This is a genomic window from Delftia sp. K82 (assembly GCF_002193035.1).
Classification (GTDB): domain Bacteria; phylum Pseudomonadota; class Gammaproteobacteria; order Burkholderiales; family Burkholderiaceae_C; genus Comamonas; species Comamonas acidovorans.
Genome location: NZ_MYFL01000001.1, coordinates 1286775 through 1310142 on the forward strand (window position 1 = coordinate 1286775; position 23368 = coordinate 1310142).

At 65.2% G+C, this 23368-nt stretch carries 24 protein-coding genes, 1 tRNA gene and 1 other RNA gene; 9 read left to right on the forward strand and 17 right to left on the reverse strand.

Features of this window, described 5'->3' with window-relative positions:
- The first annotated feature begins 44 nt into the window (after positions 1–44).
- From ubiG to ssrA, 3 genes are all read left to right on the forward strand, one after another.
- Complete coding sequence (gene ubiG / locus KDK82_RS05445; RefSeq protein ID WP_012206516.1) at positions 45–767, forward strand: bifunctional 2-polyprenyl-6-hydroxyphenol methylase/3-demethylubiquinol 3-O-methyltransferase UbiG; 723 nt, start codon at positions 45–47, stop codon at positions 765–767.
- A 5-nt stretch (positions 768–772) separates the two neighbouring features.
- A complete protein-coding gene (locus KDK82_RS05450; protein ID WP_088164208.1) occupies positions 773–1438 on the forward strand; it encodes an HAD family hydrolase in 666 nt (221 codons plus the stop codon).
- A 12-nt stretch (positions 1439–1450) separates the two neighbouring features.
- Positions 1451–1828, forward strand: a transfer-messenger RNA (tmRNA) gene (gene ssrA / locus KDK82_RS05455).
- A 138-nt stretch (positions 1829–1966) separates the two neighbouring features.
- Here the strand turns inward: ssrA and KDK82_RS05460 are convergent.
- Positions 1967–2185, reverse strand: a complete 219-nt coding sequence (locus tag KDK82_RS05460; RefSeq protein WP_013801634.1) for a hypothetical protein — start codon at positions 2183–2185, stop codon at positions 1967–1969.
- Between the two features lie 97 nt (positions 2186–2282).
- Complete coding sequence (locus KDK82_RS05465) at positions 2283–2579, reverse strand: H-NS histone family protein (protein WP_088164209.1); 297 nt, start codon at positions 2577–2579, stop codon at positions 2283–2285.
- Between the two features lie 457 nt (positions 2580–3036).
- On the opposite strand from KDK82_RS05465, the gene KDK82_RS05470 reads away from it, so the two are divergent.
- The 3 genes from KDK82_RS05470 (at position 3037) to KDK82_RS05475 (ending at position 8165) form a co-directional block, all read left to right on the forward strand.
- Entirely contained in the window at positions 3037–6855 is a 3819-nt protein-coding gene (locus KDK82_RS05470) for an ExeM/NucH family extracellular endonuclease (RefSeq protein ID WP_088164210.1), read from the forward strand.
- 372 nt (positions 6856–7227) lie between these two features.
- Positions 7228–7440, forward strand: a complete 213-nt coding sequence (locus KDK82_RS31755) for a hypothetical protein (protein ID WP_141836278.1) — start codon at positions 7228–7230, stop codon at positions 7438–7440.
- A 398-nt stretch (positions 7441–7838) separates the two neighbouring features.
- Positions 7839–8165 (forward strand): tetratricopeptide repeat protein, encoded by a 327-nt coding sequence (locus KDK82_RS05475; RefSeq protein ID WP_063325771.1) that lies wholly within the window; start codon positions 7839–7841, stop codon positions 8163–8165.
- A 55-nt stretch (positions 8166–8220) separates the two neighbouring features.
- On the opposite strand, the gene KDK82_RS05480 is transcribed toward KDK82_RS05475, so the two are convergent.
- On the reverse strand, positions 8221–8685 hold the full coding sequence (locus KDK82_RS05480) for a ribonuclease HI family protein (protein ID WP_088164211.1): 465 nt from the start codon (positions 8683–8685) through the stop codon (positions 8221–8223).
- Positions 8686–8786: 101 nt separating this feature from the next.
- On the opposite strand from KDK82_RS05480, the gene KDK82_RS05485 reads away from it, so the two are divergent.
- Positions 8787–9410: a glutathione S-transferase family protein gene (locus KDK82_RS05485; protein WP_088164212.1), complete on the forward strand. Its 624-nt coding sequence runs from the start codon at positions 8787–8789 to the stop codon at positions 9408–9410.
- Between the two features lie 71 nt (positions 9411–9481).
- On the opposite strand, the gene KDK82_RS05490 is transcribed toward KDK82_RS05485, so the two are convergent.
- The 3 genes from KDK82_RS05490 to infA all read right to left on the reverse strand — a co-directional run bounded on the left by KDK82_RS05490 (position 9482) and on the right by infA (position 10560).
- Positions 9482–9916, reverse strand: a complete 435-nt coding sequence (locus KDK82_RS05490) for a YbaY family lipoprotein (protein ID WP_012206508.1) — start codon at positions 9914–9916, stop codon at positions 9482–9484.
- Positions 9917–10174: 258 nt separating this feature from the next.
- Positions 10175–10251, reverse strand: a tRNA-Pro gene (locus KDK82_RS05495).
- Positions 10252–10311: 60 nt separating this feature from the next.
- Positions 10312–10560 (reverse strand): translation initiation factor IF-1, encoded by a 249-nt coding sequence (gene infA, locus KDK82_RS05500; RefSeq protein ID WP_012206460.1) that lies wholly within the window; start codon positions 10558–10560, stop codon positions 10312–10314.
- Positions 10561–11010: 450 nt separating this feature from the next.
- On the opposite strand from infA, the gene asd reads away from it, so the two are divergent.
- The gene (gene asd / locus KDK82_RS05505; RefSeq protein WP_012206459.1) at positions 11011–11865 is read left to right on the forward strand and encodes an archaetidylserine decarboxylase; all 855 of its coding nucleotides are present in this window, start codon (positions 11011–11013) and stop codon (positions 11863–11865) included.
- A gap of 45 nt (positions 11866–11910) precedes the next feature.
- Here the strand turns inward: asd and KDK82_RS05510 are convergent, their stop codons facing one another.
- The 8 genes from KDK82_RS05510 to KDK82_RS05545 form a co-directional block, all read right to left on the reverse strand.
- Positions 11911–12183, reverse strand: coding sequence for a hypothetical protein (locus KDK82_RS05510; RefSeq protein WP_224986237.1), 273 nt, complete (start codon positions 12181–12183; stop codon positions 11911–11913).
- A gap of 87 nt (positions 12184–12270) precedes the next feature.
- Complete coding sequence (locus KDK82_RS05515) at positions 12271–13323, reverse strand: NAD(P)/FAD-dependent oxidoreductase (RefSeq protein ID WP_088164213.1); 1053 nt, start codon at positions 13321–13323, stop codon at positions 12271–12273.
- Between the two features lie 13 nt (positions 13324–13336).
- On the reverse strand, positions 13337–13666 hold the full coding sequence (fdxA, locus tag KDK82_RS05520; RefSeq protein WP_013801644.1) for a ferredoxin FdxA: 330 nt from the start codon (positions 13664–13666) through the stop codon (positions 13337–13339).
- 164 nt (positions 13667–13830) lie between these two features.
- Positions 13831–15222: a sulfate adenylyltransferase subunit 1 gene (locus KDK82_RS05525; RefSeq protein ID WP_012206455.1), complete on the reverse strand. Its 1392-nt coding sequence runs from the start codon at positions 15220–15222 to the stop codon at positions 13831–13833.
- Entirely contained in the window at positions 15222–16154 is a 933-nt protein-coding gene (gene cysD / locus KDK82_RS05530; RefSeq protein ID WP_013801646.1) for a sulfate adenylyltransferase subunit CysD, read from the reverse strand. The genes KDK82_RS05525 and cysD overlap by 1 nt, the downstream gene beginning before the upstream one ends.
- 41 nt (positions 16155–16195) lie before the next feature.
- Positions 16196–16954, reverse strand: a complete 759-nt coding sequence (locus tag KDK82_RS05535; RefSeq protein WP_013801647.1) for a phosphoadenylyl-sulfate reductase — start codon at positions 16952–16954, stop codon at positions 16196–16198.
- Between the two features lies 1 nt (position 16955).
- The gene (locus KDK82_RS05540; protein WP_012206452.1) at positions 16956–17339 is read right to left on the reverse strand and encodes a DUF934 domain-containing protein; all 384 of its coding nucleotides are present in this window, start codon (positions 17337–17339) and stop codon (positions 16956–16958) included.
- A 28-nt stretch (positions 17340–17367) separates the two neighbouring features.
- Entirely contained in the window at positions 17368–19200 is a 1833-nt protein-coding gene (locus tag KDK82_RS05545; protein WP_013801649.1) for a nitrite/sulfite reductase, read from the reverse strand.
- Positions 19201–19464: 264 nt separating this feature from the next.
- Between KDK82_RS05545 and KDK82_RS05550 the strand changes: the two genes are divergently transcribed.
- Entirely contained in the window at positions 19465–20508 is a 1044-nt protein-coding gene (locus tag KDK82_RS05550; protein ID WP_088164214.1) for a hypothetical protein, read from the forward strand.
- Here the strand turns inward: KDK82_RS05550 and KDK82_RS05555 are convergent.
- Genes KDK82_RS05555 through KDK82_RS05565 form a run of 3 tightly spaced genes read right to left on the reverse strand, consistent with a single transcriptional unit; the run spans position 20505 to position 23366 of the window.
- Complete coding sequence (locus tag KDK82_RS05555) at positions 20505–21299, reverse strand: ABC transporter ATP-binding protein (protein ID WP_088164215.1); 795 nt, start codon at positions 21297–21299, stop codon at positions 20505–20507. The genes KDK82_RS05550 and KDK82_RS05555 overlap by 4 nt on opposite strands.
- A complete protein-coding gene (locus KDK82_RS05560; RefSeq protein ID WP_088164216.1) occupies positions 21292–22305 on the reverse strand; it encodes an iron ABC transporter permease in 1014 nt (337 codons plus the stop codon). The genes KDK82_RS05555 and KDK82_RS05560 overlap by 8 nt, the downstream gene beginning before the upstream one ends.
- Positions 22305–23366 carry an iron ABC transporter substrate-binding protein gene (locus KDK82_RS05565; protein WP_088164217.1) on the reverse strand — a complete coding sequence of 354 codons (1062 nt, stop codon included), beginning with the start codon at positions 23364–23366 and terminating at the stop codon, positions 22305–22307. The genes KDK82_RS05560 and KDK82_RS05565 overlap by 1 nt, the downstream gene beginning before the upstream one ends.
- Positions 23367–23368 lie beyond the last annotated feature (2 nt).

Below are 23368 nucleotides of genomic sequence, written 5' to 3' on the forward strand. Positions count from 1 at the left end.
TTTTTTATGGCCGAACGGTCGTCGCAATCGCCGACAATCGAGCCATGAGCAACGCAATCAACGTCAATGCCGACCCGGCGGAGCTGGAGAAATTCTCCAGCCTGGCCCATCGCTGGTGGGACCCGGAAAGTGAGTTCAAACCTTTGCATCAGATCAATCCGTTGCGCCTGGACTGGATTGATGCGCAAGCTCCCTTGAAGGGCCGCAGGGTCCTTGATGTCGGCTGCGGTGGCGGCATCCTCGCCGATTCCATGGCCCGCAAGGGGGCGAGAGAGGTGGTGGGCATCGACTTGGCCACCAAGGCATTGCGTGTGGCCCAGTTGCACGCGCTGGAAACGGGTACTCCGAACATCCATTACCACGAAGTCAGCGTGGAACGTCTGGCCGAGGAGCAGCCGGGCTCCTTTGACGTGGTGACCTGCATGGAGATGCTCGAGCATGTGCCCGATCCCGCTTCCGTGGTCGCGGCCTGCGCCGAGCTGGTCAAGCCCGGAGGCTGGGTGTTCTTCTCCACGATCAACCGCAGTGCCAAGGCCTTTGGTCTGGCCATTGTGGCGGCGGAGTACCTGCTCAAGATGATTCCCAAGGGGACGCATGAGTACGCCAAGCTGATCCAGCCCAGCGAACTCGCCATGTTTGCCCGTCAGGCGGGCCTTGACCTTCAGGCCAGCAAGGGTCTGCAGCACAACCCCATCACCGGGCGCTACTGGCTCAGCGCGGACACGTCGGTGAATTACATGCTGGCAACGCGCCGGGCAGAAGGGTGAGCCGCATGTGGCAAGAAGTCCGAGCTGTTCTGTTCGACCTGGACGGCACCTTGATCGACAGTGCACCCGACCTGGGTGCGGCCGCAGACAGGATGCGCATTGACCGTGGCCTGCAGTCGCTTCCCTATGAGCGGTATCGGCCCATGGCGGGCGCCGGGGCACGGGGGATGCTGGGCGTGGGCTTCGGGCTCACGCCTGACTCGCCGGAGTTTCCGGAGATGCGCGAGGAGTTTTTCCGCAACTACGAGCAGTGCATGACCGAGCGCACCTATGCGTTCGATGGTGTCCCGGAGCTCATTGCACAGCTCCAGGCGGCATCCATACCCTGGGGAGTGGTCACCAACAAATCCATGCGTTTCACCGATCCGCTGACGCAGCAGATGCCGCTTTTCGCGAGCGCTGGTGCCATCGTCAGCGGTGATACCACGCCCCACGCAAAGCCCCATCCAGCGCCGTTGCTGGAAGCTGCCGCGCGTATCGGCCTGCCTCCGCAGTGTTTTGTCTATGTGGGTGATGATGAGCGCGACATCGTTGCAGGCAAGGCCGCAGGCATGAAGACCGTGGCGGCCTGCTACGGCTACCTCGGCGCAGCGGGCGATACGCTGCAGTGGCAGGCGGATGCGCAAATCTATTCTCCACTGGAGCTCTTGAAACTGCTGGAAAGAGGCTAAGATAGGAGCCTTGGGGCTGTCCTGGTTTCGACGTGGGTTCGGGACCGGTGTGGTGCATGTCGAGCTTGAGTGACGCTCGTAAATCTCCATTCAAAAAACTAACTGCAAACGACGAACGTTTCGCACTCGCCGCTTAAATCCGGTGAGCCTTGCAACAGCACGCTGATGGGCTGGGCAAGGGGGTAGCAATACCTCCCGGCTGCAAGGGAATTTACATCAGCTGGCTGCGTGCTGGGCTTCTTAGTACGTGGCAAGATCCAAGGAAGCTGGCATCCCGGGTAGCGTGCGCCTGCGCGACTTGGGAGGCGAGACTCAAAACAGAACGCTAAACATGTAGATCTGCCCGGCGAAGGCTTGCGGACGCGGGTTCAATTCCCGCCAGCTCCACCATCCAAGACACCGCCACACACTGATGACCTCAGCGTGTGGCGGTTTTTTTTGCCTTCAAGTGTCCTGCGGTGTCGTCAGAATCGCACGGATTTCGCGCGGGCTGCGGGGGCGGGGCAAGGAGGCTGGCCCAGGGTTGATTCAGCTGCTGCCCATGTCTGGCATGGGCTGTTGCGACAGTTCCTGGATCAGCGTGAGGCGGAAATGCGCCAGGGCCTTGGCGCCATGCTGTATGTGGTGCAGGTCTGCCACCCCGCCGATGCCCGAGACCAGCAGCTCTGGTTTGTTGGACAGGATGACTTCTATGAAGTGGTCAGCCAGTTCTGCTGCCAACAGGGTTTCTGTGCTCTGTTTGCTCATGTGCGTTTCCTCCTTGTGTTGGAAATCGCATGGTATGGCATTGCGGCGGAATAGGGGGGTGCCGACTGGAGGCATGGCCGGCGCCCGGTGTCGATTCTCAGATGGCGAGGCTTGCGCGGTCCTTGCCTTCTATCCATTTGGGCGGCTTGCCGCGGCCTGTCCAGGTGGCGCCGGTTTCTGGGTTGCGGAATTTGGGCTCTCCCACGCTGCGCTTGCCGGCCTTGCCGGGCTTGCTCTTGGCGGAGGGGAAGACATCCTCCTTCGTCAAACCATATTGCTGCACCATCGCCTTTGCTTCAGCGATCGCATCGGTTTTCGCATTCTGGATGAGTGCGTCGATTTTTTTCTCAAGCTCGGCTTTTTGTTGCAGCAGGGCCTTGTAGTCGGATGTCATGGCAATGATGATTTTCAGTGGGAGATGCGCGTGTATATCACGGGTATGAATATTTTGTAAGTTATCGGTAAGAAAAAGAGTGTGCGAATGCAGGAACGGTCACCAGCGACGTGGCGCGTTCAGAACATGTGATGGGGATGGTTGGGGCGACGAGGTGCGCCCAAGAAAAAGGCCAGCGGCTTGCGCTGGCCTGGGAAGAAAGAGCCGGTGCTTTTTGAAAGCTTCCTGGGGGAATGAGAGGGAGGGAGGAGGAAATGCCCCAGACCCGGCAATGAAACGGTGCAGAAACTGAAGGCGATGATGCCTGCCGTGCGCAGGCCGGCCGATGGGTGAGAGGCGAGTCTGCACGTAGGACGGGGGAGCATCTGCCGAGTCACAGGCTGGTCATCTCCATGCGCGATAAACCGGGAGTTGCGCAACCATGGGGGGGAGCGCATTGTTTTTTTATTGCGCATCCATGTCCATTGCTGCCACGCTGATTCCATTTGTTTTCAACCCGGCCAATCCGATGAGTGCGCCATTGCAGCGCCATCGTTGGCGTCTGTATGGTGCGGGCCTGCTTCTTTCGGCATCTGCCGGGGTATGGGCGCAGGTTCCCTTCAACGGCACCTACACGCAGAATTTCGACACCCTGGCCGCGTCCGGGGCGGGGCTGGCCTGGGCCAATAACAGCACCTTGCCGGGCTGGTTTCTCTTCAACAAGAGCCTGGCATCCATCACCTCTTACGTCGCTGGCAATGGTGCTTCCAACACCGGCAGCTTCTACAGCCTGGGGCTGAGCGCGGACCGCGCCTTGGGGGGCGTGGCATCAGGCGGTGCCCACTTTGGCAGCCCGGCCCAGGGCGCTGTAGCGGGTTGGATTGCGCTGGCGGTGCGCAATGACACGGGTGGCTCGGTCGATGGCATCACCTTGCGATTCAACGGCGAGCAATGGCGCAATGGTGGCAATACGGAACCGCAGCCCATGGTGCTGGAGTACGGCATGGGAGCCACCTTTGCCGACGTGCCTGAATGGCTGCCTGCCGGCGCGAACTTCAATTGGCAATCGCCTGTTGCCACCGGCACTGCTGCCGCCGTGGACGGCAATGTGGCCGGGCGGGTGAACAATGTGGGCGGGGATCTGCGCGGCCTGGGCTGGGCGCCAGGTGCCACGCTGTGGCTGCGTTGGGTGGAACTCAATGATGTGGGCAACGACCACGGCCTGGCCATTGATGACGTCTCCATCACCCTGGCGCTGCCCGACACCACGGCGCCCACGTTGCAGGCAAGCATTCCCGCGGCGGCGGCAACCGGGGTGGCGCTGAATCCCGAAATCAAGCTGAGTTTCGATGAGGCGGTGAAGCCCGGTAGCGGCAGTTTTGAACTGCGCCAGGGTGCCACGGTGGTGGCAACGCTGCAGGCTGGCGATGCGGCGCAGGTGAAATTCAGTGGCTCGACCATCACGCTCAACGCGGGTGTGCGGCTGGCGGTCAATACGCCCTATAGCCTGGTTTCCGTGGGCGAGCCGGTGTTGGATACCTCGGGCAATGTGTGGACCGGCACGACGCTGGGCTTCACGACAGGAGACGAGCCGCCGGTCACCAGGATTTCTGCGGTCCAGGGCTCTGGCGATCAGTCTCCGCTGGTGGGGCAGAAGGTGACGGTGAGTGCCGTGGTGACGGCCTATATGCCTGGACTGAGCGGCTTCTTCGTGCAGGAAGAGGCGGCAGACTCCGATGGCGATGCTGCTACCTCGGAGGGCATCTTCGTCTACTACGGCAACGCCAATCCTGGCGTGGATGAGAGCACGGTGGGCAAGTTGGTGCAGATTTCCGCCTCGGTGAGCGAGTTCCGCAATCAGACCCAGCTCAGCGCCATCACGGACTTCGTGGTCCGCGGCGCGGCGGCCTTGCCGGAGCCGGTGCGCATCGCACTGCCTGTCAGCGACATGGGGCAATGGGAGTGTCTGGAAGGCATGCGTGTGGAGGTGGCATCCGCCACCGCAGGCGGCAAGCTGGTGGTGAGCGACAACCGCACGCTGGGCCGCTACGGCAATGTCACGCTGTCTGCCGATGCGCCGTTGGCGCAGTACACCGAAGTCAACGCTCCCAGCGTGGCGGGCTATGCAGCCTACGTGCAGACGCTGCAGCGCAGCCAGATCATTCTCGATGATCGCTCCGGGGCCCAGAATCCCGAGTTCGTGCCGGGTCGTGGCGGCTTGCCGCTGTCGGCGTCCAACACGCTGCGGGCTGGCGATGGCGTGGACCGCGTCATCGGCGTGCTCGACCAGTTCTTTGATGCTGCCGCCAGCGAGCCCTATCTGACCAGCTACCGCGTGCAGCCCACGCAGACGCCGCAGTTCACGGGGGCCGCGCGACCTTCAACTGCTGAATTGCAGCAGGCCGTGGGAGCGGCCACGCTCAAGATCGCATCGGCCAACGTTCTCAATTTCTTCAACCTGACCGGAGCCACAAGCGGCTCTTCCCAGGTGATGTTCAACACGCCGCTGGGCAACCAGCAGGGCATTCGCGGCGCCAACAGCATTGCCGAGCTGGACAGGCAGCGCGCCAAGATCGTGGCCAATCTGCTGGGGCTGGGCGCCGATGTGTACGGCCTGATGGAGGTGCAGAACAATGGCTTTGGCCCGGGCAGTGCCATCCAGGATCTGGCCGACGCCTTGAACGCGAGTGCGGACAAGCCTGCCGGCGCCGTGTATTCGGTGGTCAAGGCTCCCTTCGGTGAGGCTGCAGGCACGGTGCCAGGTGCGGGCACGGATGCCATTACCGTGGCCATCGTCTATCGCAGCGACCGTGTCACGCCGGTGGGCAGCGCAGCGGCACCCAATGTCTCTACCTACGATGCCTTCAACGCAAGCATCGGCGGAGCCCGGGTGCCGATTGCGCAGACCTTTGCCGTGGGCGGCAGCACGGAGCAGTTCACGCTGGTGGTGAACCATTTCAAATCCAAGGGCAGCGTGCTCGGGGGCGCGGGCAATGCGGACGTGCTCGACGGCCAGGGCGCCAACAACGCGGCGCGCGTGAAGACGGCCCAGCAACTGAGCAACTGGCTGGCAACCCGGCCCACAGGCGCGACCAGCCCCCACGTGGTGCTGGTGGGCGATTTCAACGCCTATGCGAAGGAAGACCCCATCACCACGTTGGAGACCGGCGGCTATGTCAAGGTCTCCCAGGGGCTGTCCTATGCATTCGACGGAATGTGGGGTTCGCTGGACCATGTGCTGGTGAGCGCCAGCCTGCAGCCCAGCGTGGGGCGTGCGGTCAAGTGGGCCATCAATGCCGAGGAGCCCGAGGTGCTCGACTACAACGTCGAGTTCAAGTCGCTGGATCAGCAGGCCAGCTTCTATGCGCCCACCGCCTATCGTTCCAGTGACCACAACCCCATTCTCCTGGGCCTGAATTTCGGTGGCCAGGCGCCATCGTTCAGTGGCGTGCCTGCCAATGCGCAGGCGGTGGTGGTGGGGCAGGCGGCCGATCTGGCGGACGTGGTGGTGGCCGATGCCGACAGCCCCGTCGTCACACTGTCCATCGTCGCCAGCGGCGGACAGGTGCTGGGCCTGGAGGATGCCGATGCTGCACAGCCCGGCATACAACTGCGCGGCAGCCCCGAACAGGTGTCGCAGCAATTGCGCGCCGCCATGTACATGGCTTCGGTGGCCGGCCCGGCCAGCCTGCAACTGAGCGTGAGCGATGGCGTCCATGCGGCTGTGACGGCCAGCTATCCGCTGATGGCGACCGCCGCGGGCGCGGTGGACCCGGCCAATCGATTCAACATCACCGGAGCAAGCCAGATTGCGGTTGCGGGCGAGGTCGTGGGCGGTGGCGCCAACTGCCGCCTGGCCGAGCCGCCGCAGGTCGTGGCGGCACCGGGTACTCCGCGTCTTGGGGCGGTGGTGCCACACGGGCTGCTGAAGCTCAATACCGATGGCTGTGATGCGGGCGCGCTCGTGACGGTCAGGCTGACCTATCCGAACGATTTGCCCAGTGGTGCTGAATACTGGAAGTGGGGCCGCACGGCAGATAACACCACGCAGCACTGGTACCGCATACCTGCAACGCTGCAGGGGCGCGTCGTCTCCTTCGTGTTGCGCGATGGCGGCCTGGGCGATGACGATCTGCTGGCCAATGGCCGTGTGGAAGACCCTTCGGCCCTGGTGCTGCCTGCCGCGGTCGGTGGCGGTACGCCGGCGGCGATTCCGTCACTGAGCGAGTGGGCGGTCGCGCTGCTGAGCCTGATGATGGGTGGACTGGCCATCCGTCTGCGCCGCCGCAACCCTTGATGCTGCCGTGAAAAAGCCCGGTCTGCACCACGTGCAGGCCGGGCTTTTTGCATTGGGGCAGGGGAAACTGCGGACAGGCATTTGCCTGGCTGCGTGCAAGAGGGATAGGTGGGAGAGGATCTTGGTGTGCAACCGCAGGCCGATGCTTGATGATGGCCGGGTTGGGGCGAAAGTGGCGCGTCTGCTGCTGCTGGCGCCTTCTCGGTGCAAGGAATGAGAGAGATATCCAGAAACGATCGTGCTTGAAAAAGAGCCTGGCTAACCGGCATACCGCTGGCTGGCAAAAACGACTGCAGGCTGAACTGGCCTGACGAGTCGCCCCACGATGAAACTGAACTGCTGCAACACCATGAATGCTGCAGCATGGGTTGAATGATATACGCAAACAAGAATCATTCTCAAATAAACCCAGAACTTTCTCTGGAATTAGAAAAAGCTTGTGTTTTGCGGTTTTCGCCTGCTGAACTGGTATCTGACGTGGTGCCGCTCAAGAAAAACGCCCCGGCTGCGGAGGCGGCCGGGGCGCTGAATGGAGCGTTCCATGCGATCAATCCAGGAAGGACACATGCTAGGGGTTTTGAATGAGAGCGCTTGCGTCTGCGTCTCCGGTCCTTCCTGGTTGTCAAGTGTAAATTGAAACAAGGTGCTTGATGGGGTCAAAGCAGCCGAAGTTGCATGCATCTGAGCCGTAAAGCTGTTTTTTTTGTACTCCGATGCAACCCCCTCAAGCCAAATGCGCCGTGCAATGCAAAAAGCCCGCTGTGGAGCGGGCTTTTTTCTGGGAATGTGGACGATGGCTCTTACGCGACCATCGTTTTACGGCAGAACGTCTCTGCGGCTGTCACCGTTGTTTTTTTCGTCGTAGTGCACGACGCGCCGGCGTGAGATACAGCATTGCCTGCGCAGACAACCACGGGATTATAGCAGAGGCAGAATTTGCCGCTGGGGCCACGGGCCTGTGTTGCCACTGAAGGGGTTTGAAGATGAATGAAATGACGCAAAGGCTTGAGGGCCTGCTCGCATCCGGCAAGGACTCGGCCCTGCTGCGCTGTACCTTGGGCAAGACCTATCTTGAAAACGAGGCGCCTGAGGTGGCTCATTCACACCTGGAGCGGGCCACTGAACTCGATCCCGGCTATTCGGTGGCGTGGAAGCTGCTGGGCCGGGCATTGCTGGCGCTGGGCGACGCTGCTGGAGCGCGGCGGGCGTGGAATACGGGATTGGCCTGCGCGCAGCAGAAGGGGGATGCCCAGGTCGTAAAGGAGATTGGGGTGTTCCTCAAGCGCCTGGACAGGCAGCAGGCGGCCTGAGTCGAGACCCTGCGAAAGGGTGTGTGTGGGTGCGGGTGCGGGTGCGGAGCGGGATTCACGCCTGCAAAAGAGCTTCCCTGGCCAGGGCGTCGGCCTCGGTGTTGCGGTGGCGGGGTATCCAGCGCAGTTGCACGTGCTCGAACCCGGTCAGCATGGTGCGGGCCTCATCAAAGAGGTCTGCCAGGCGCGCGATGGGCTTGATGGGGCGTAGCGATGGAGTCAACTGCTCCACCAGGATGCTGCTGTCCGTGAAGATGCTCAGGCGGCGCGCCTGCAGGACTTGCAGGGCCTGCAGCGCGGCCATCAGGGCGCGCAGTTCGGCTTCGTTGTTGCAGCCTCGCTCGGGGCAGGGCTCGGACAGAAGGTGGCGGCGTCCGTCGGGTGCGGTGATGACGGCGCCCATGGCCATGCGTCCGGGGTTGGGTACGGCGCTTGCATCGATGTAGGCAGTCCAGAGGTCGGCGTCTGAGGGCGCGGGGCCGCAGGCGCTTGGGCGTGATGGGGGCTTTTCCAGGGGCATGCCTGCATCATGCGGCAGCGGTGGGGGTTCGGTCGCATTTCTTGTCGGATGGCACGGGACAATGCAGGTCTGCAAATCACCGAAACCGAAGAAGGCAGCGAATGATCAGGATTCTGGGCAAGTCATCGTCCATCAATGTGCGCAAGGTGCTGTGGCTTTGCGTGGAGTTGGGAATTTCTTTCGATCAGGAGGAATGGGGTTCAGGCCATCGATCGACGCATGAGCCGGGATTTCTGGCGGTCAATCCGAATGCGATGGTTCCGGTGCTGCTTGATGGGCCGCTGGTGCTGTGGGAGTCCAATACCATCTGCCGCTACCTGGCGTCCCGCCATGACCGGCAGGACCTGCTGCCGGCAGCACCCGCCGAGCGCGCGCTTGTCGAGCAGTGGATGGACTGGCAGGCAACCGAGCTGAACAATGCCTGGCGCTATGCCTTCATGGGGTTGGTGAGAAACAGCCCTGAGCACCAGGACCCCGCGCAACTGGCTGGCAGCATGGCGAACTGGCATCGCCACATGCGCATTCTGGAAGACCAGTTGTCGCGCACCGGCGCCTTTGCTGCTGGCGCGCAATTGAGCCTGGCCGATATCGTGCTGGGCCTGTCCACGCACCGCTGGATGTCGGCGCCCATGGAGCGCCCTGAATTGCCCGCAGTCCGCGCTTACTACGAACGGCTTTGCGAGCGACCGGGCTTTCGCCTGCACGGCGCCAACGGCATGCCTTGATGGCGGTCTGGCGCCCTGCGTGACAAAGCCCGCCAGGTTTCCTGCGGGCTTTGGTTGTTCAAGGAGTGGGGTCAGGGGGCGACGCGCACCAGCATCATGTCGGCCTTCGAGCCTGCACCACGGGTCAGGACCGGGTGGACGGTGTCATTGATGAAGATGAGTTGGTTGCCCTGGGTAATGCGTGAGGTGACCGTGTATTGCGCGGCAGGATTCAGGCGGCTGGGCTCGACGGGCAGCTTGAAGCTGTAGGGCGGCTTGAGGCCTTCGAGCCGCATGGACTGCTGGGATATCACCGGGGCGGGAGCATCGGCGCGCGAGGTGTCCTGCAATTCGACAACCAGCACGGCATCGGGCGCAAGCGGAGCGGGCTCCCTCAGGTCAACCGTTCCCATGACCGCAGTGACGGGCGCATTGGGCGCCGGCTGGGTCTGGGCGCATGCACCCAGCAGTGCTGCGGACATCACGAGGGCCAAGGCTGTGCGGCGCTGAAGGCTGTTGGAATTCATTGGAGCTCCTTCTTGATTTGGGAGTCCCAGTCTGGCCTGGCGCGGCTTGCGGGGCTGTAGGAGCAGGCTCAACGCAAGCTGCTGCCATTTCCCAAAGTCGCATGGGCCGATCTGCTGGCTGGTTGCCAGTCTTGGCGGCAAGGTTTTGAAAGGTTTGTGCCCGTGCTGCGGGCGCTGCGCTGGCGACGCTCGGTTGAACACTTGCGATCTGCACAGACAAAAGCCCCTGGCTCTTTCGAACCAGGGGCTTGAATCATTTGGTCGGAGCGGCGGGATTCGAACTCGCGACCCTCTGCTCCCAAAGCAGATGCGCTACCAGGCTGCGCTACGCTCCGACTAAAACGCTATTGTAGCGTCAAAAAAATGGGTATTTTCGCCATGGGCGAATTTTTTGCTCAACGCGAGCCAGGTCCAGGGCCGCGGTTGGCTAGGTGGCGGAAGGTGATGCGGCCCTTGGTCAGGTCGTAGGGCGACATCTCCAGCGACACTTTGTCGCCAGCCAGAATGCGGATGTGGTGCTTGCGCATCTTGCCGCCGGTGTAGGCGATCAGCTGGTGTCCGTTTTCCAGCGTCACACGAAAGCGAGAGTCAGGCAGGACTTCCGTGACGGAACCCTGCATTTCAATCAGTTCTTCTTTGGCCATGTGTTCAATCTCTCAGGTCTGGGTCGGTTGCGGCACTCACTTGTCGGAACCACGAAGGCCTTGCCTGGCCCACAGAACATGGGGTACGTGGGCCGAGGCTGAAAAAGCAGTGGATGTTCTGCGCAAGAGGCGCAGACCGAACGGAAGGCCAGGTCACAATGGTGTCGCAAAGGCAAAGCCCGGCAACAGCTAAACCTCCCAATTCTACAGCGTTGCATTCCCGCGCGTGGGCGGCCCAATGCGGCCGTCGCACGCAAAACACAGGTTGGATTTTTGCTGGAACGGTGCTGTCTTTGTCATCTGCGTTTCATTCGCGGCCTCCGGAAAGCGTGCGCTTGGCTTCAAGGCGGGCGTGACAAGTGCTGAAAGCGGCGGGAGGAGTTGAGGGCGAGGGGTGTGGGTTGGCTAGAATCCGCCCACAACTTCTATTACTTTCATAGCAAAACCTCGATGTCTGATCGACTTGCCGTTCTCTCCCAGTATCTTTTGCCCAAGCAGGCGCTGACTGCCGTCATGGGGCGCCTGGCCCAGGCGCGTGCTGGCGACCTGACCACGGCAGTCATCCGGCGCTTCATTGCACGCTATGGCGTGGACATGTCGGAGGCGGCCGATTCCGATCCTGCGGCCTATGCCAGCTTCAACGAGTTCTTCACGCGGGCGCTCAAGCCCGGTGTGCGGCCGCTGGCTTCGGCCGACTGGGTCTGTCCGGTGGATGGGGCCATCAGCCAGATCGGCGCCATCGAGGGCGAGCAGATCTTCCAGGCCAAGGGGCACAGCTACAGCGCCACGGCACTGGTCGGCGGCGATGCGCAGTTGGCGCGGCAGTTCGACAACGGGCATTTCGCCACCATTTACCTGAGCCCGCGCGACTACCACCGCATCCACATGCCCTGTGCAGGCCGGCTGCGGCGCATGATCTATGTGCCGGGCGAACTGTTCTCGGTCAACCCGGTCACGGCGCGCGGCGTGCCGGGCCTGTTTGCGCGCAACGAGCGCGTGGTCTGCGTTTTCGATACCGACCATGGCCCCATGGTGCTGGTGCTGGTGGGCGCCACCATCGTGGGCAGCATGGGAACGGTGTGGCACGGCATCGTCAATCCGCCCCGTCCCGGACGCATCCAGGATTGGCGCTATGACGACCAGTCCATCGTCCTGGGCCAGGGCGAGGAAATGGGGCGCTTCCAGCTGGGCTCCACCGTCGTCATGCTGTTTCCCGCATCGGCAGGGCTTCGCTTCAACGGGCAGTGGACGCATGCTGCGCCCGTGCGCCTGGGCCAGAAGATGGCCGGGCGCAACGAGGCCTGAGCCTGGATGGATGATCGATGAAACCGGGCCCAGGCCCGGTTTCTTTCAAAGGATCCAGCTCAGGGCTTCAGGGCGCCGCTGTGTGGTGAACATCGAAGGCGTGATGCTCAGCCGTTCAGGCCTGACGGGGTCTTCATGGCCGACCAGGTAGACCATCAGTTCGCGGCGGCGCAGTATCACGTGGCTGACCTTCTCGGCCTTGCCGTTTTGGGTGACATGCGTGCCGGGGCGAAACAGCGGCATCTGGAAGGTGAAGCTGCGCGGATCGGCCGGTGGCGCGATGGCGGTGCTGGGAGGGGCTTCGAGTGTGGCAACCATAGGCTTGATGTGCATGAGTGGACGCTGCCAACTCTATCGACACTGCCGCGCCAAACTGTAGGGCCGCCGGGGTGCGGCCACGAGGAATCATGCCTGCGGGTGGGAAACGCCGAGGATGGCGTGCAGACGTGCGCTGGTCGTCGTGTACTGCAGCAGCGGTTTTTCGCCCTGCAGATACTCGGCGGCGGCAAAGGCCGCCATGGTGGCTTCATGGAAGCCGCACAGGATCAGCTTGTGCTTGCCCGGGTAGCTGACGATGTCGCCAATCGCATAGATGCCTGGCGCATCGGTGGCCTGGGTTGCAGGGTTCACCCGCAGCTGCTTGCGTTCCATGGCCAGGCCCCATTCGGCGACCGGGCCCAGGCGGGGGGAGACGCCCAGGCAGACGACCAGTTGCTGCGCCGCCAGTTCGTGCTCCTGGCCTTCGCCATCCATCCATTGAACGGCGCGCAGTTGGCCTGCATCGGCATGCAGTTGCGTGATCTGGCCGATCACCACGCGGATGGCGCCGCTGTCGCGCAGCTCCTGCAGGCGGTCCAGCAGTGCGGCCGAAGCCTGGAAGGCGTCGCGGCGGTATAGCAGATAGGTGGCCTGGGCCCTGTCGGCGCAGGCAATGGCCGCGGCCACGGCCTCTTCGTCTCCGCCGTGGACGATGGCGGTCTGGCCTCGCACCATTTCCAGATCGGCAGGATGGTAGTGAAGCTGGCCTGCAGCCAGCAGCTCCACGCCGGGCACCTTCAGCGCCTTGGGCACAAAGGCGCCCACGCCAGCCGCAATGAAGACGCTGCGCGCGTGCAGTTCAAGGCCTTGCGAGGTCTGCGCCAGCCAGCGGCCATCGTCCATGCGCTGCAGCTGGGAGACCTGCTGGGAAAGGTGCAGTTGCGCGTCCATGGGTGCGACCTGCCGCTGCAGCAGCTGGACCAGTTCATGGCCCGTGCATACCGGAATGCCGGGAATGTCGTAGATGGGCTTGTCGCCGTACAGCTGCGCGCACTGCCCGCCCACATGGGGCAGGGCATCGACGACATGGCAGCGAATGCCTTGCAGGCCCAGCTGGAACACCTGGAACAGGCCCGCCGGGCCTGCGCCTATGACGAGGGCATCGGTCTGGATCGGTTGCGTGCCGGAGGTGTCTTGCATGGGCTGCGCGGCTTCAGCGTTCGAGCTGGTCGATCTTGCCGGGCTTGCCGTTCCAGTCGTCGGCGTCGGGCAGCGAGGCCTTGCGCTTGGTGATGCTCTTCCAGCCCTTTTCCAGCGACAGCTCGGCATTGAGCTTGATGAAGGCCAGTTGGTCGGCGGGGACGTCTTCCTCGGCAAAGATGGCATTGGCCGGGCATTCGGGAATGCACACGGCGCAATCGATGCACTCGTCAGGGTCGATCACGAGGAAGTTGGGGCCTTCGCGGAAGCAGTCCACGGGGCAGACATCCACACAATCTGTGTATTTGCACTTGATGCAGTTTTCGGTGACGACGTGAGTCATGGGAGTCTTTTATGGCAGTGTGAATGTCGGTATCAACCCGGGATTCTAAAATTTTTCAGGAGCCAGTCCCGCACATGGCAAGGATTCTGGCGCGGACTGCTGCGGTTTTCCGAAAGCCCACGAGCCGGCATGTGCCGGCTCGCGAAGCGGGACTGTCCAGTTGCTCAATCCAGCAGTGCAGCGCCTGCGGTAGCGTGGCTGGCAGTGTCCACAAGGATCAGCGCACCCAGCTGGCGGGCCTGGGCGAAGGGCGCTGCGGGAATGCTTTCCTGCAGCAGCAGCTCCACGCGGCCGATGGCGTTGGGCTCCAGCTGGGTGGCCTCTTCCTGGGCCAGCGTGTGGATGTTCAGGCGGTGCACCACGCGGCGGGCCTTGGCCTTGATCCAGCGGTGGCCATGCAGCGCCAGGTAGGTGCGGCCGGGGACCAGCGGCTGCTCGTCCATCCAGGCCACGGTAGCGGTCAGCTCGCGCTTGCTGGGCCATGCGGGCTGCGCTTGCGGGGCGTCGAAGTCGTCATCGGCAGCGGCCGCTGCAGCCGCAGGGGCTGCGACGAGCCAGTCGCCGCGCGAGACATCGACCTCGCGGTCCAGCGTGATGCCGGCCGACAGGCCTGCGTCGATGGAGCCGGGAACGCGGGCATGGTCCAGCACCTGGGCAATCACGGCCTGCTGGCCGCTGGGCAGAATCTGCACGGCGTCGCCCACGCGTGCGCGGCCTGCGGCCACGCGGCCCCAGAACACGCGGCGGCCCTGGCTGGTATCGGCCGAGGACGAGAATTTCTCCACCCATTGCACGGGGAAGGCCAGCGCCAGGCCGGTGTCGGTCGGCGTGTTGGGCAACTGCTCCAGCAGCTGCAGCAGGCTGGGGCCGTCGTAGCCGGCCCAGCCGGGCTCGGCGTTGACCACGTTGAAGCCCTTGAGGGCCGAGACGGGCACGGTGGCCGCGGAGGCAATGCCGGCCTCGGCCGTGAAGCGCTCCAGCGCGCCGCGGATGTGGACGAAGGCCTGTTGCGGGTCTTCGACGGCGTCGAGCTTGTTGACGGCAAACACCAGCGAATGCACGCGCAGCAGGTGGGCCAGCAGGCTGTGGCGGCGCGTCTGCGGCAGCAGGGTGAGCTGCGGGTTCTTCCAATCGAGCTTGGTGGCATCGACCAGCACCACGGCGGCGTCGGCGCTGCTGGCGGCGGTGACCATGTTGCGCGTGTACTGCTCATGGCCCGGCGCGTCGCCGATGATGAACTTGCGGCTTTCGGTGGCGAAGTAGCGGTAGGCCACGTCGATGGTGATGCCCTGCTCGCGCTCGGCCGACAGGCCGTCGGTCAGCAGCGCCAGGTCGGTCTCGCCGCTCTTGGTGACGCCGGCCAGCTGATCCTGCAGCACGGCGCGCGTGTCCACCAGAAGGCGGCCGATCAGCGTGCTCTTGCCGTCATCGACGGAGCCGCAGGTGATGAAGCGCAAGGCCGAGGCGTTGGCGGCGGTCTGCTGTGTGGCCTGGCTGGCCTGCGTGGCCGTGGAATCCGCGACGGCTGCGTCGGCGGCAATGCTTGCGGTGGTCATCAGAAATATCCGTCCTTCTTGCGCTTTTCCATGGAGGCGTCGCTGGTCTTGTCGTCCATGCGCGTGGCTCCGCGTTCGCTGACTTCGGCGGCCAGGGTTTCGAGCACGATGTCGGCTGCCGTGGCGGCTTCGCTTTCCACGGGGCAGGTGCAGGTGATGTCGCCCACGGTGCGAAAGCGCACGTCGCGTACCACGACTTCCTCGCCGTCGCGCGGGGGTGTGAGTTCGGTCACTGGCACCAGCAGGCCGCGGCGCTCCACCACTTCGCGCTTGTGCGTGTAGTAGATGCTGGGCAGGGCGATCTGCTCGCGCTCGATGTATTGCCAGACATCGAGTTCAGTCCAGTTGCTGATGGGGAACACGCGGAAGTGCTCGCCGGGGGCCAGACGCGTGTTGAACAACGTCCACAGCTCGGGGCGCTGGGCCTTGGGCTGCCATTGGCCGAAGCTGTCGCGGTGGCTGAAGATGCGTTCCTTGGCGCGGGCCTTTTCCTCGTCGCGGCGCGCGCCGCCGATCAGGGCGTCGAAGCGGAATTCATCGATGGCCTCCAGCAGCGTTACCGACTGGTGGACGTTGCGGCTTTCGCCCGGATGGGCCAGGCGCACGGTGCCGCGTGCCATGGAGTCCTCGACGCTGCGCACGATGAGTTCGGCGCCGAGCTCCTTGGCGCGCAGGTCGCGGAAATCGGTCACTTCCGGGAAGTTGTGGCCGGTGTCGATCATCAGCAGCGGGTAGGGGATGCGGCCCTTGCCGAAGGCTTTTTCGGCGCAGCGCAGCATGACCAGCGAATCCTTGCCGCCCGAAAACAGCAGGGTGGGGCGCTCGAAGGCGGCGGCCACTTCGCGCAGCACGAAGATGGTTTCCTCTTCAAGGGCGTCGAGGTGGCGGTTGCTGAGATGGCTCAGCACGGAGGTGTCCACACGGGCATTCATTTCTTGGTTTCCAATCAAATCGGTGTCAAACCCTGCAGGCTTCACTTCTTGGCATGCAGGCCGCATTCCTTGGCCGCTTCATCCTCCCACCACCAGCGGCCGGCGCGGAAGTCCTCGCCAAGGCTGACGGCGCGCGTGCAGGGTGCGCAGCCGATGCTGGGATAGAACTGGTCGTGCAGCGGGTTGTAGTCCACGCCATGGCTGGCGATGTAGTGCCAGACATCGCCCTGGGTCCAGTCGGTCAGCGGGTTGAACTTGGTCAGGCCCTTGGTCTCGACCTCGCTGCGGTCCACGGCGGGCACGTCGGCGCGGGCATTGGACTGCTCGCGGCGCAGGCCCGTGATCCAGGCGCTCTTGCCGGCCAGCGCACGCGCCAGCGGCTCCATCTTGCGCACGCCGCAGCAGGCCTTGCGCAGCTCGATGCTGCGGTACATGGCGTCCTGGCCGTTGTCGCGGATGAAGTGGATCACCGATTCGAGCTGCGGCCGGTAGACCTTGACGCTCAGGCCGGGCAGCGACTGGGTGCGCTCCAGCAGGGCCAGGGTCTCGGTGTGCAGCGCGCCGGTGTCCAGCACGAAGACGGGGATGTCCAGGCCCAGGCGGTGGATGATGTCGGTGATCACCACATCCTCGGCGCCCAGGCTGGAGGCCTGCGTCACGGCCTCGGCGCCCAGCGCCGCAGCCTCGCGCAGCAGGGCCTCGGTGGCGGCCAGCTTGTCGGCAAAGCCGCTGCTGGCACGGCCGTTGACCTCGGTGGCCTTGGCCGATGCCTGTCGCGACAGAAAGCTTTGCGCACCCATGTCAGGCCGCCTTGACGAAGTGGGGCTCGGGATGGACGGCATCACCCTGGTAGAAGCCGTGGAAGCGGTCGAGCTGGCGCTGGGCGTCGGCGATGTCCACGCCTTCGCGCAGCACGGCCACGTCGAAGCCGCAGCGCTGCATCTGCACCAGCTGGTCGATCAGCACGTCGCCGGTGGCGCGGATCTCGCCCTGGAAGCCCAGGCGCTTGCGCAGCAGGCGGGCCTGGCTGAAGGCGCGGCCATCGGTGAACTTGGGAAAGTTGAGGTCGATGCGTTGCACGCCGGTCAGGTCCAGCGTGAAGGGATCGGCGTCATTGGCCGGGGCGATGATGGTCTGCTGGCCTTCGGCCGGGCTTTGGTGCTCTTGGGCGGCGATGATTTTCATGGGGATCTCCTGCGGCTCTCACCTGGGGTCAGGCGGCCGCCTCCTCGGTGTGCTTGGCGGGGTGGCGGGCGGCATTGCCGGCGGCCTTGAACGGGTCGATGCCCACGCGGCGCACGGTGGCGATGAAGGTCTCGAAACGGCCGCCTTCGCTTTGGCGCTGCTCGCGGTAGGTGGCCAGCAGGGCTTCGATCACGCCGGGCACTTCGGCGGCGCTGAACGAGGGGCCGATGATCTTGCCGGGCGTGGCCGGGCCGGACAGGTGGGAGCCGTCGGCGCCGCCCAGCGTGATCTGGTACCACTCCTTGCCGTCCTTGTCCACGCCCAGGATGCCGATGTGGCCGCTGTGGTGGTGGCCGCAGCTGTTGATGCAGCCGCTGATGTGCAGGTCGATCTCGCCCAGGTCCCACAGCTCGTCCAGGTCCTGGTAGCGCTCGGTGATGGCCTCGGCAATGGGCAGGGAGCGCGCATTGGCCAGCGAGCAGAAGTCGCCGCCGGGGCAGGCGATCATGTCGGTCAGCAGGCCGATGTTGGGCTTGGCCAGGCCCAGGGCCTTGGCCGCCTTGTACAGCTGGGGCAACTGGTCGCGGCGCACCCAGGGCAGCAGCAGGTTCTGCTCGTGGGTGACGCGCATCTCGCCGGCCGAGAACTGGTCGGCCAGCGCGGCGGCGGCATCCATCTGGTCGGCCGTGGCGTCGCCGGGCGCGTAGCCCAGGCGCTTGAACGACAGCAGCACGGCGCGCAGTTGCGGGTGGCGGTGCGGGCGCACGTTGCTGATCAGCCAGCGGCCGAAGTCCTTGTCTTCCTCGGCGGCCGTGCGCAGCAGGGCCAGGGTCTCGGCCTCGGCATTGGCGGGCGACAGGTCCAGTTCGGGCTCGCGGAAATTGGCGGCCACGCGGTCGTACTCGGCTTGCGTGATGGTGTGGGGACCACCCTCGACCTCGACGATCTGGCGGAATTCCTCATCGACCTGGTCGATGAAATTCTGTCCTTCGGACTTCACGAGGATCTTGATGCGCGCCTTCCAGGCGTTGTCGCGGCGGCCGTAGCGGTTGTAGACGCGGATCACGGCTTCCAGGTAGTTCATCAGCTGGTTCCAGGGCAGGAACTCGCGCAGCACCGGGCTGATGGTGGGCGTGCGGCCCATGCCGCCGCCCACGCGCACCTTGAAGCCCAGCTCGCCAGCCTCGTTCTTGAGCAACTGCAGGCCCACGTCGTACCAGCCCAGCGCGGCGCGGTCTTCCTCGGCGCCGCTGATGGAGACCTTGAACTTGCGCGGCAGGAAGCTGAACTCGGGGTGCAGCGTGCTCCACTGGCGCAGGATTTCGGTGAAGGGGCGGGGGTCGGCGATCTCGTCGATGGCAATGCCCGCCAGCGCGTCGCTGTTGATGTTGCGGATGCAGTTGCCGCTGGTCTGGATGCCGTGCAGGTTCACGCTGGCCAGCAGGTCCATCACGTCGGCGGCCTTGGACAGCGGAATCCAGTTGTATTGGACGTTGGTGCGCGTGGTGAAGTGGCCGTAGCCGAACTTCAGGTCGGAGCCGATGCGGCGGCCGTCGTGCAGCGGGATGTCGCCCAGCCGGTCCTGGGTGGCGCGGGCCTCGGCCAGCAGGGCGGCGTCGGGCTGGTCGTACTCGCGGGCCACGCGGGCCAGCACGCGCAACTGGGCGCTGGACAGTTCGCCGTAGGGCACGGCCACGCGCAGCATGGGCGCGTAGCGCTGCACATACCAGCCGTTTTGCAGGCGCAGGGGCTTGAACTCATCCTCCGAGAGCTTGCCGGCCTGCCAGCGTTCGAGCTGGTCACGGAACTGCTCGGCGCGCAGGCGGATGAACTGTTTGTCGAATTCGGTGTATTGGTACATGGCGCTTCGGATGTGGGGTCTTCGACTGCCGCCAGTGGCGGCGGTGCAGGGGTTCATTGCGTGGCACCGAGGCACTTGCGGGAAACGCGCGCAGAACCCTGCATGGACGGAAATGTAAGCAATGGCCTTATAGAAGCAAACGATTGTTTTGTCCTGCAAGTATGTGGATATGGATATAAGTGAATGGCAGCAGGCTTTGTGGGGCTGGGCATGTCAAACGCATGAGCGGCCGATATGCTTTCCGGCCAGAGGGAGGATTTCAGAATGCGAAACCGTTGTGCCGCCATCGGGCTGGCCTTGGCATTGGCAACTGCTGCTCAGGCGCAGGCCCAGAAGCCGGCACAGCCGCCGTCTCCGTTGTCAGCAGCGCACACAGCTGACACGCCTGAACCCGACGAATCCGCACAGGAATCAGCCTGGGATGCGTATCTGCATCGCGTGGCGGCGCAGTTGGCTGGTTCCGGCAGCGGGCGCGATCTGGCCTTTGCGGCCATCCTGATCAATCTGTCGGTCCCACCCTTCCTACAAGAGGATGCCGACAGCCGAGCCCCGCAATGGCGCCAGGCCGCCTTGGAGCGGGCCGGGCAGGACGTGCTGGCCTACCAACTGCTGGCTGCCAGGGCGCCTGAACGTGAAGGCGAGTTGCGGTTGCAGGCTGCGCGTCGCTGGCTGGCGCTGGAACCCAGCAATCTCACTGCGCTGATGTGGCAGGCGCTGGGGCCGCAGGAGTTGCTGACTGCCGCGCGCGACAGCCGCTATGCGGACCTGCACATGTATGAGGGCGTGCGCTGGATGCAGTCGGTGCTGCTGAAACACCCGCCCACGGCCGAGGAGTTGCAGGCGTTTGGAGGTGGGCAGCCCTACCGCCCCGAGGAAGGCGCTGCCATCACGGCCATGGGCATCTGGGCGGCCTTTGAACTGCCCGGCTACCGGACCTTGATCGATGCCTGCAAACCCGAAAAGCGGGGCGATGCCCCGGTGCGAGATGCCGACTGCCTGCATGTGGCGCACCTGATGACGGAACGCTCATCCACCGTGCTGGATGAGGCCTTTGGACTGGCGATACGGCGCTGGCTTGCCAGAACCCCGGCCGAGCGCGCTGCAGTGCAATCCCGGCGGCGCCAGCTGGACTGGCTGATGCACAAGTCCAACCCACTGAGCATGCAGGCGGGTGGCGATCCGTTTGTCCGGCTGTTGTCCGATTCCTCCATCCACAGCGAACAGCAACTGCTGGAGCGCATGCTCAAGGACGCAGGTCGCCCGCTGCAGCCCCCGCCTGGCTGGAAGCTGCCCGTTCCCAAGCACTAGATGCCAACGCTGCGCCTGTCCAGGTCTGCGGGCAGCCGCGCCGCCACCGCCGCCTCGCTCACCCCATAGAGCGCAGCCAGCGCGGCCGGTGTCGCCACTTGCGCCGCCGCACCGCAGGCCTGCAGGCCGCCGCGGCCCAGCAGGGCGATGCGGTCGGCCACCTGCAGCGCATGCTCAGGCTGGTGGGTGGACAGCAGCACGGCCATGCCGCGTGCACGCAGCGCGGCAATCTGGTCCAGCACGCGGATCTGGTTGCCGAAGTCCAGGCTGGCCGTGGGCTCGTCCATGACCAGCAGCGCGGGCTCCTGGGCCAGGGCGCGTGCGATCAGCACCAGCTGGCGCTCGCCGCCGCTCAGCTCGGTATAGGGGCGCAGCGCCAGATGGGCGATGCCCAACTGCTCCAGGCAGCCCAGCGCCAGGGCACGGTCGGCACTTGAAGGCCGGGCCAGCGCAGGCAGGCGCGCGGCACGGCCCATGAGCACCATGTCCAGCGCTTCGAAGCCGAAGACGCCGGCCTGCGCCTGGGGCACATAGCCCACGCGCCGCGCAAACTCGGCGCGTGGCCAGCTGTGCACGGGCTGGCCCTGCACGCGCACCTCTCCGGCCAGCGGCGCCAGCAGGCCCAGCACGGTGCGGAACAGCGTGGTCTTGCCGCAGCCGTTGGGGCCCAGCAGGCACAGCACCTCGCCTGCGGCAATGGCCAGGTCCAGCCCCTGGCTGACGCGCCGCCGCCCATGGCCTGTGGCCAGGGCCAGCGTCTGCAGCACGGGTGGGGCCTGCACCTCAGTCATTGCGGCCCGTGCGCGACAGCAGGTAGAGAAAGAAGGGCGCGCCGACCAGGGCTGTGAGAATGCCCAGTGGCAGCTCGATGCGTGCCGCACTGCGCGCCAGCGTGTCGGCCGCCACCACGAAGCCCGCGCCCAGCAGCGCCGAGGCCGGCAGCAGGCGCACGAAATTGGGGCCGACCAGCAGGCGCGCCACATGCGGCACCACCAGCCCCACCCAGCCGACGATGCCGGCCAGCGATACGGCCGCCGCCGTGCCCAGCGTGGCACAGGCCACCAGCAGCAGGCGCAGGCGTGCCACGGGCACGCCCAGGGCCAGCGCCTCCTCGTCGGGCAGGCCCAGCAGGTTGATGCGCCAGCGCAGCAGCATCAGGGGCAGCAGGGCGCACAGCATCACGGGCGCCGTGGCACCCAGCTCGGGCAGGGTCACGGCGCTCAGGCCGCCCATGAGCCAGAAGGTGATGGATGGCAGCTGCGTATTGGGGTCGGCCAGCGTCTTGACCAGGGCGATGCCCGCGCCCAGCAGCGCGCCCAGCGCAATGCCGGCCAGCACCAGAACCAGCACCGGGTCATGGCGGCGCACGCTGGTGCTGATGGCCACCACCACGGCCACGGCGGCCAGCCCGCCGCCAAAGGCCAGGGCCTGCACGGCCGCCATGGACCAGCCCAGGAAGATGCCCAGCACCGCGCCCAGGCCGGCACCGGCCGAGACGCCCAGGATGTCGGGCGAGACCAGCGGGTTGCGGAACATGCCCTGGTAGGCCGCACCCGCCGCCGCCAGCGTGGCGCCCACGGCCAGGCCTGCGGCGATGCGCGGCAGGCGGATGTTCCAGAGCACGGTCTCGGCGCTGGCGGACAAGGGCGAGGCAGTGCCCATTGCGCGCGCCAGCAGCGACTGCCACAGCTGCTGCAGCGAGATGGAGAACTGACCCGCCGCCAGTGCCCACAGCAGCACGGCGGCCAGCAAGGCCAGCGCGAGCACCCACCCCAGGCGGCGGCCTGTGGCAGGCATCAACGCGCAGTCTCCATCAGCCTGCCCAGCGCTGCGGGCGACAGGTCGGCGCCGTAGAACAGGCGGTAGAAGTCGCGCACCTCGCGTTCCAACGGCGGCAGTCCCTGCAGGGCCGGCGCCTGCGGGTGGAGCTTTTCCAGCAGCCAGCGCACACCGATCAGCCGGTTGACGCCGGGCGGACCATCCAGCCAGCCGAAGGGCCAGACCGGCGCGCAGTGCACGCGGCCCGAGCGCACGGCGGCCACGCCGCGCCACAGCGGGTCCTGGCGCATGCGCTCGGCAAGGCCGGGTTCCTGCGTGACGATGACCTGCGGGTCCCAGGCCAGGATCTGCTCCATGGACACGCGTGTCAGTCCGCCGCGCCCTGCATCGGCGGCCACATTGCGCCCGCCCGCGTACTCGACGGCTTCCACATTGATGGAGCCCGCCAGCCCTGTTTCCAGCCCATTGGCGCTGCGCGCGAAATAGACGCGCGGGCGCTCGGCCGGTGCCATGCCCTGGGTGGCACGCTGCGCCAGTGCTGCCACGGCATCGGCATGGCGGGCCAGGGTTTCGCCACGCGCAGCCTCGCCCAGCAGGGCGCCGACCTCGCGCAACTGGCGTGCGTGGTCGGTCAGTGACCCCTGGATCAGCACGCAGGGCAGACCGGTCTGGCGCGCCAGCCGCTCGGTGGCCGAGATATAGGTGGCATCGGCCGTGCCGGCGTCCAGCACCAGGTCGGGCTGCAGTTTCAGCAGCGATTCCAGCGGCATGGTGCTGCCGCGCCCGGACAGGCGGCCCAGGTGCGGCAGTGCCTGCAGTGTGGGCCCCAGATAGGCGCGCGAGACATCGTCCAGCTGCTGGGGCCAGCCCAGCAGCTTCTGCGGTGCCAGCGTGGCCACCAGCACTCCTGCGGGCGGTCCGGCCGCGAATACGCGCCGCAGCCTGGCAGGGTCCGGCATCTGTCCCATGCGGGCGGCAATCGTGGTTGCCTGAGCATGGCCGGGAACAAGAGCCGATGAGGCCAGTGCCGCCATGGCCTGGCCCAGCCAGCGGCGGCGGGTGAACAGAAGATCGGTCATGA

Excerpts from the sequence above, each read along its gene's own strand:
- KDK82_RS05465 (WP_088164209.1), bottom strand. The coding sequence starts at position 2,579 with ATGACATCCGACTACAAGGCCCTGCTGCAACAAAAAGCCGAGCTTGAG.
- KDK82_RS31755 (WP_141836278.1), top strand. The coding sequence starts at position 7,228 with ATGATATACGCAAACAAGAATCATTCTCAAATAAACCCAGAACTTTCT.
- KDK82_RS05450 (WP_088164208.1), top strand. The coding sequence starts at position 773 with ATGTGGCAAGAAGTCCGAGCTGTTCTGTTCGACCTGGACGGCACCTTG.
- ubiG (WP_012206516.1), top strand. The coding sequence starts at position 45 with ATGAGCAACGCAATCAACGTCAATGCCGACCCGGCGGAGCTGGAGAAA.
- KDK82_RS05490 (WP_012206508.1), bottom strand. The coding sequence starts at position 9,916 with ATGAATTCCAACAGCCTTCAGCGCCGCACAGCCTTGGCCCTCGTGATG.
- KDK82_RS05510 (WP_224986237.1), bottom strand. The coding sequence starts at position 12,183 with ATGGTTGCCACACTCGAAGCCCCTCCCAGCACCGCCATCGCGCCACCG.
- KDK82_RS05540 (WP_012206452.1), bottom strand. The coding sequence starts at position 17,339 with ATGAAAATCATCGCCGCCCAAGAGCACCAAAGCCCGGCCGAAGGCCAG.
- KDK82_RS05545 (WP_013801649.1), bottom strand. The coding sequence starts at position 19,200 with ATGTACCAATACACCGAATTCGACAAACAGTTCATCCGCCTGCGCGCC.
- KDK82_RS05480 (WP_088164211.1), bottom strand. The coding sequence starts at position 8,685 with ATGCCCCTGGAAAAGCCCCCATCACGCCCAAGCGCCTGCGGCCCCGCG.
- KDK82_RS05475 (WP_063325771.1), top strand. The coding sequence starts at position 7,839 with ATGAATGAAATGACGCAAAGGCTTGAGGGCCTGCTCGCATCCGGCAAG.
- KDK82_RS05525 (WP_012206455.1), bottom strand. The coding sequence starts at position 15,222 with ATGACCACCGCAAGCATTGCCGCCGACGCAGCCGTCGCGGATTCCACG.
- KDK82_RS05560 (WP_088164216.1), bottom strand. The coding sequence starts at position 22,305 with ATGCCTGCCACAGGCCGCCGCCTGGGGTGGGTGCTCGCGCTGGCCTTG.
- asd (WP_012206459.1), top strand. The coding sequence starts at position 11,011 with ATGTCTGATCGACTTGCCGTTCTCTCCCAGTATCTTTTGCCCAAGCAG.
- infA (WP_012206460.1), bottom strand. The coding sequence starts at position 10,560 with ATGGCCAAAGAAGAACTGATTGAAATGCAGGGTTCCGTCACGGAAGTC.
- KDK82_RS05550 (WP_088164214.1), top strand. The coding sequence starts at position 19,465 with ATGCGAAACCGTTGTGCCGCCATCGGGCTGGCCTTGGCATTGGCAACT.
- KDK82_RS05555 (WP_088164215.1), bottom strand. The coding sequence starts at position 21,299 with ATGACTGAGGTGCAGGCCCCACCCGTGCTGCAGACGCTGGCCCTGGCC.
- KDK82_RS05535 (WP_013801647.1), bottom strand. The coding sequence starts at position 16,954 with ATGGGTGCGCAAAGCTTTCTGTCGCGACAGGCATCGGCCAAGGCCACC.
- KDK82_RS05515 (WP_088164213.1), bottom strand. The coding sequence starts at position 13,323 with ATGCAAGACACCTCCGGCACGCAACCGATCCAGACCGATGCCCTCGTC.
- cysD (WP_013801646.1), bottom strand. The coding sequence starts at position 16,154 with ATGAATGCCCGTGTGGACACCTCCGTGCTGAGCCATCTCAGCAACCGC.
- KDK82_RS05485 (WP_088164212.1), top strand. The coding sequence starts at position 8,787 with ATGATCAGGATTCTGGGCAAGTCATCGTCCATCAATGTGCGCAAGGTG.
- fdxA (WP_013801644.1), bottom strand. The coding sequence starts at position 13,666 with ATGACTCACGTCGTCACCGAAAACTGCATCAAGTGCAAATACACAGAT.
- KDK82_RS05460 (WP_013801634.1), bottom strand. The coding sequence starts at position 2,185 with ATGAGCAAACAGAGCACAGAAACCCTGTTGGCAGCAGAACTGGCTGAC.
- KDK82_RS05470 (WP_088164210.1), top strand. The coding sequence starts at position 3,037 with ATGTCCATTGCTGCCACGCTGATTCCATTTGTTTTCAACCCGGCCAAT.
- KDK82_RS05565 (WP_088164217.1), bottom strand. The coding sequence starts at position 23,366 with ATGACCGATCTTCTGTTCACCCGCCGCCGCTGGCTGGGCCAGGCCATG.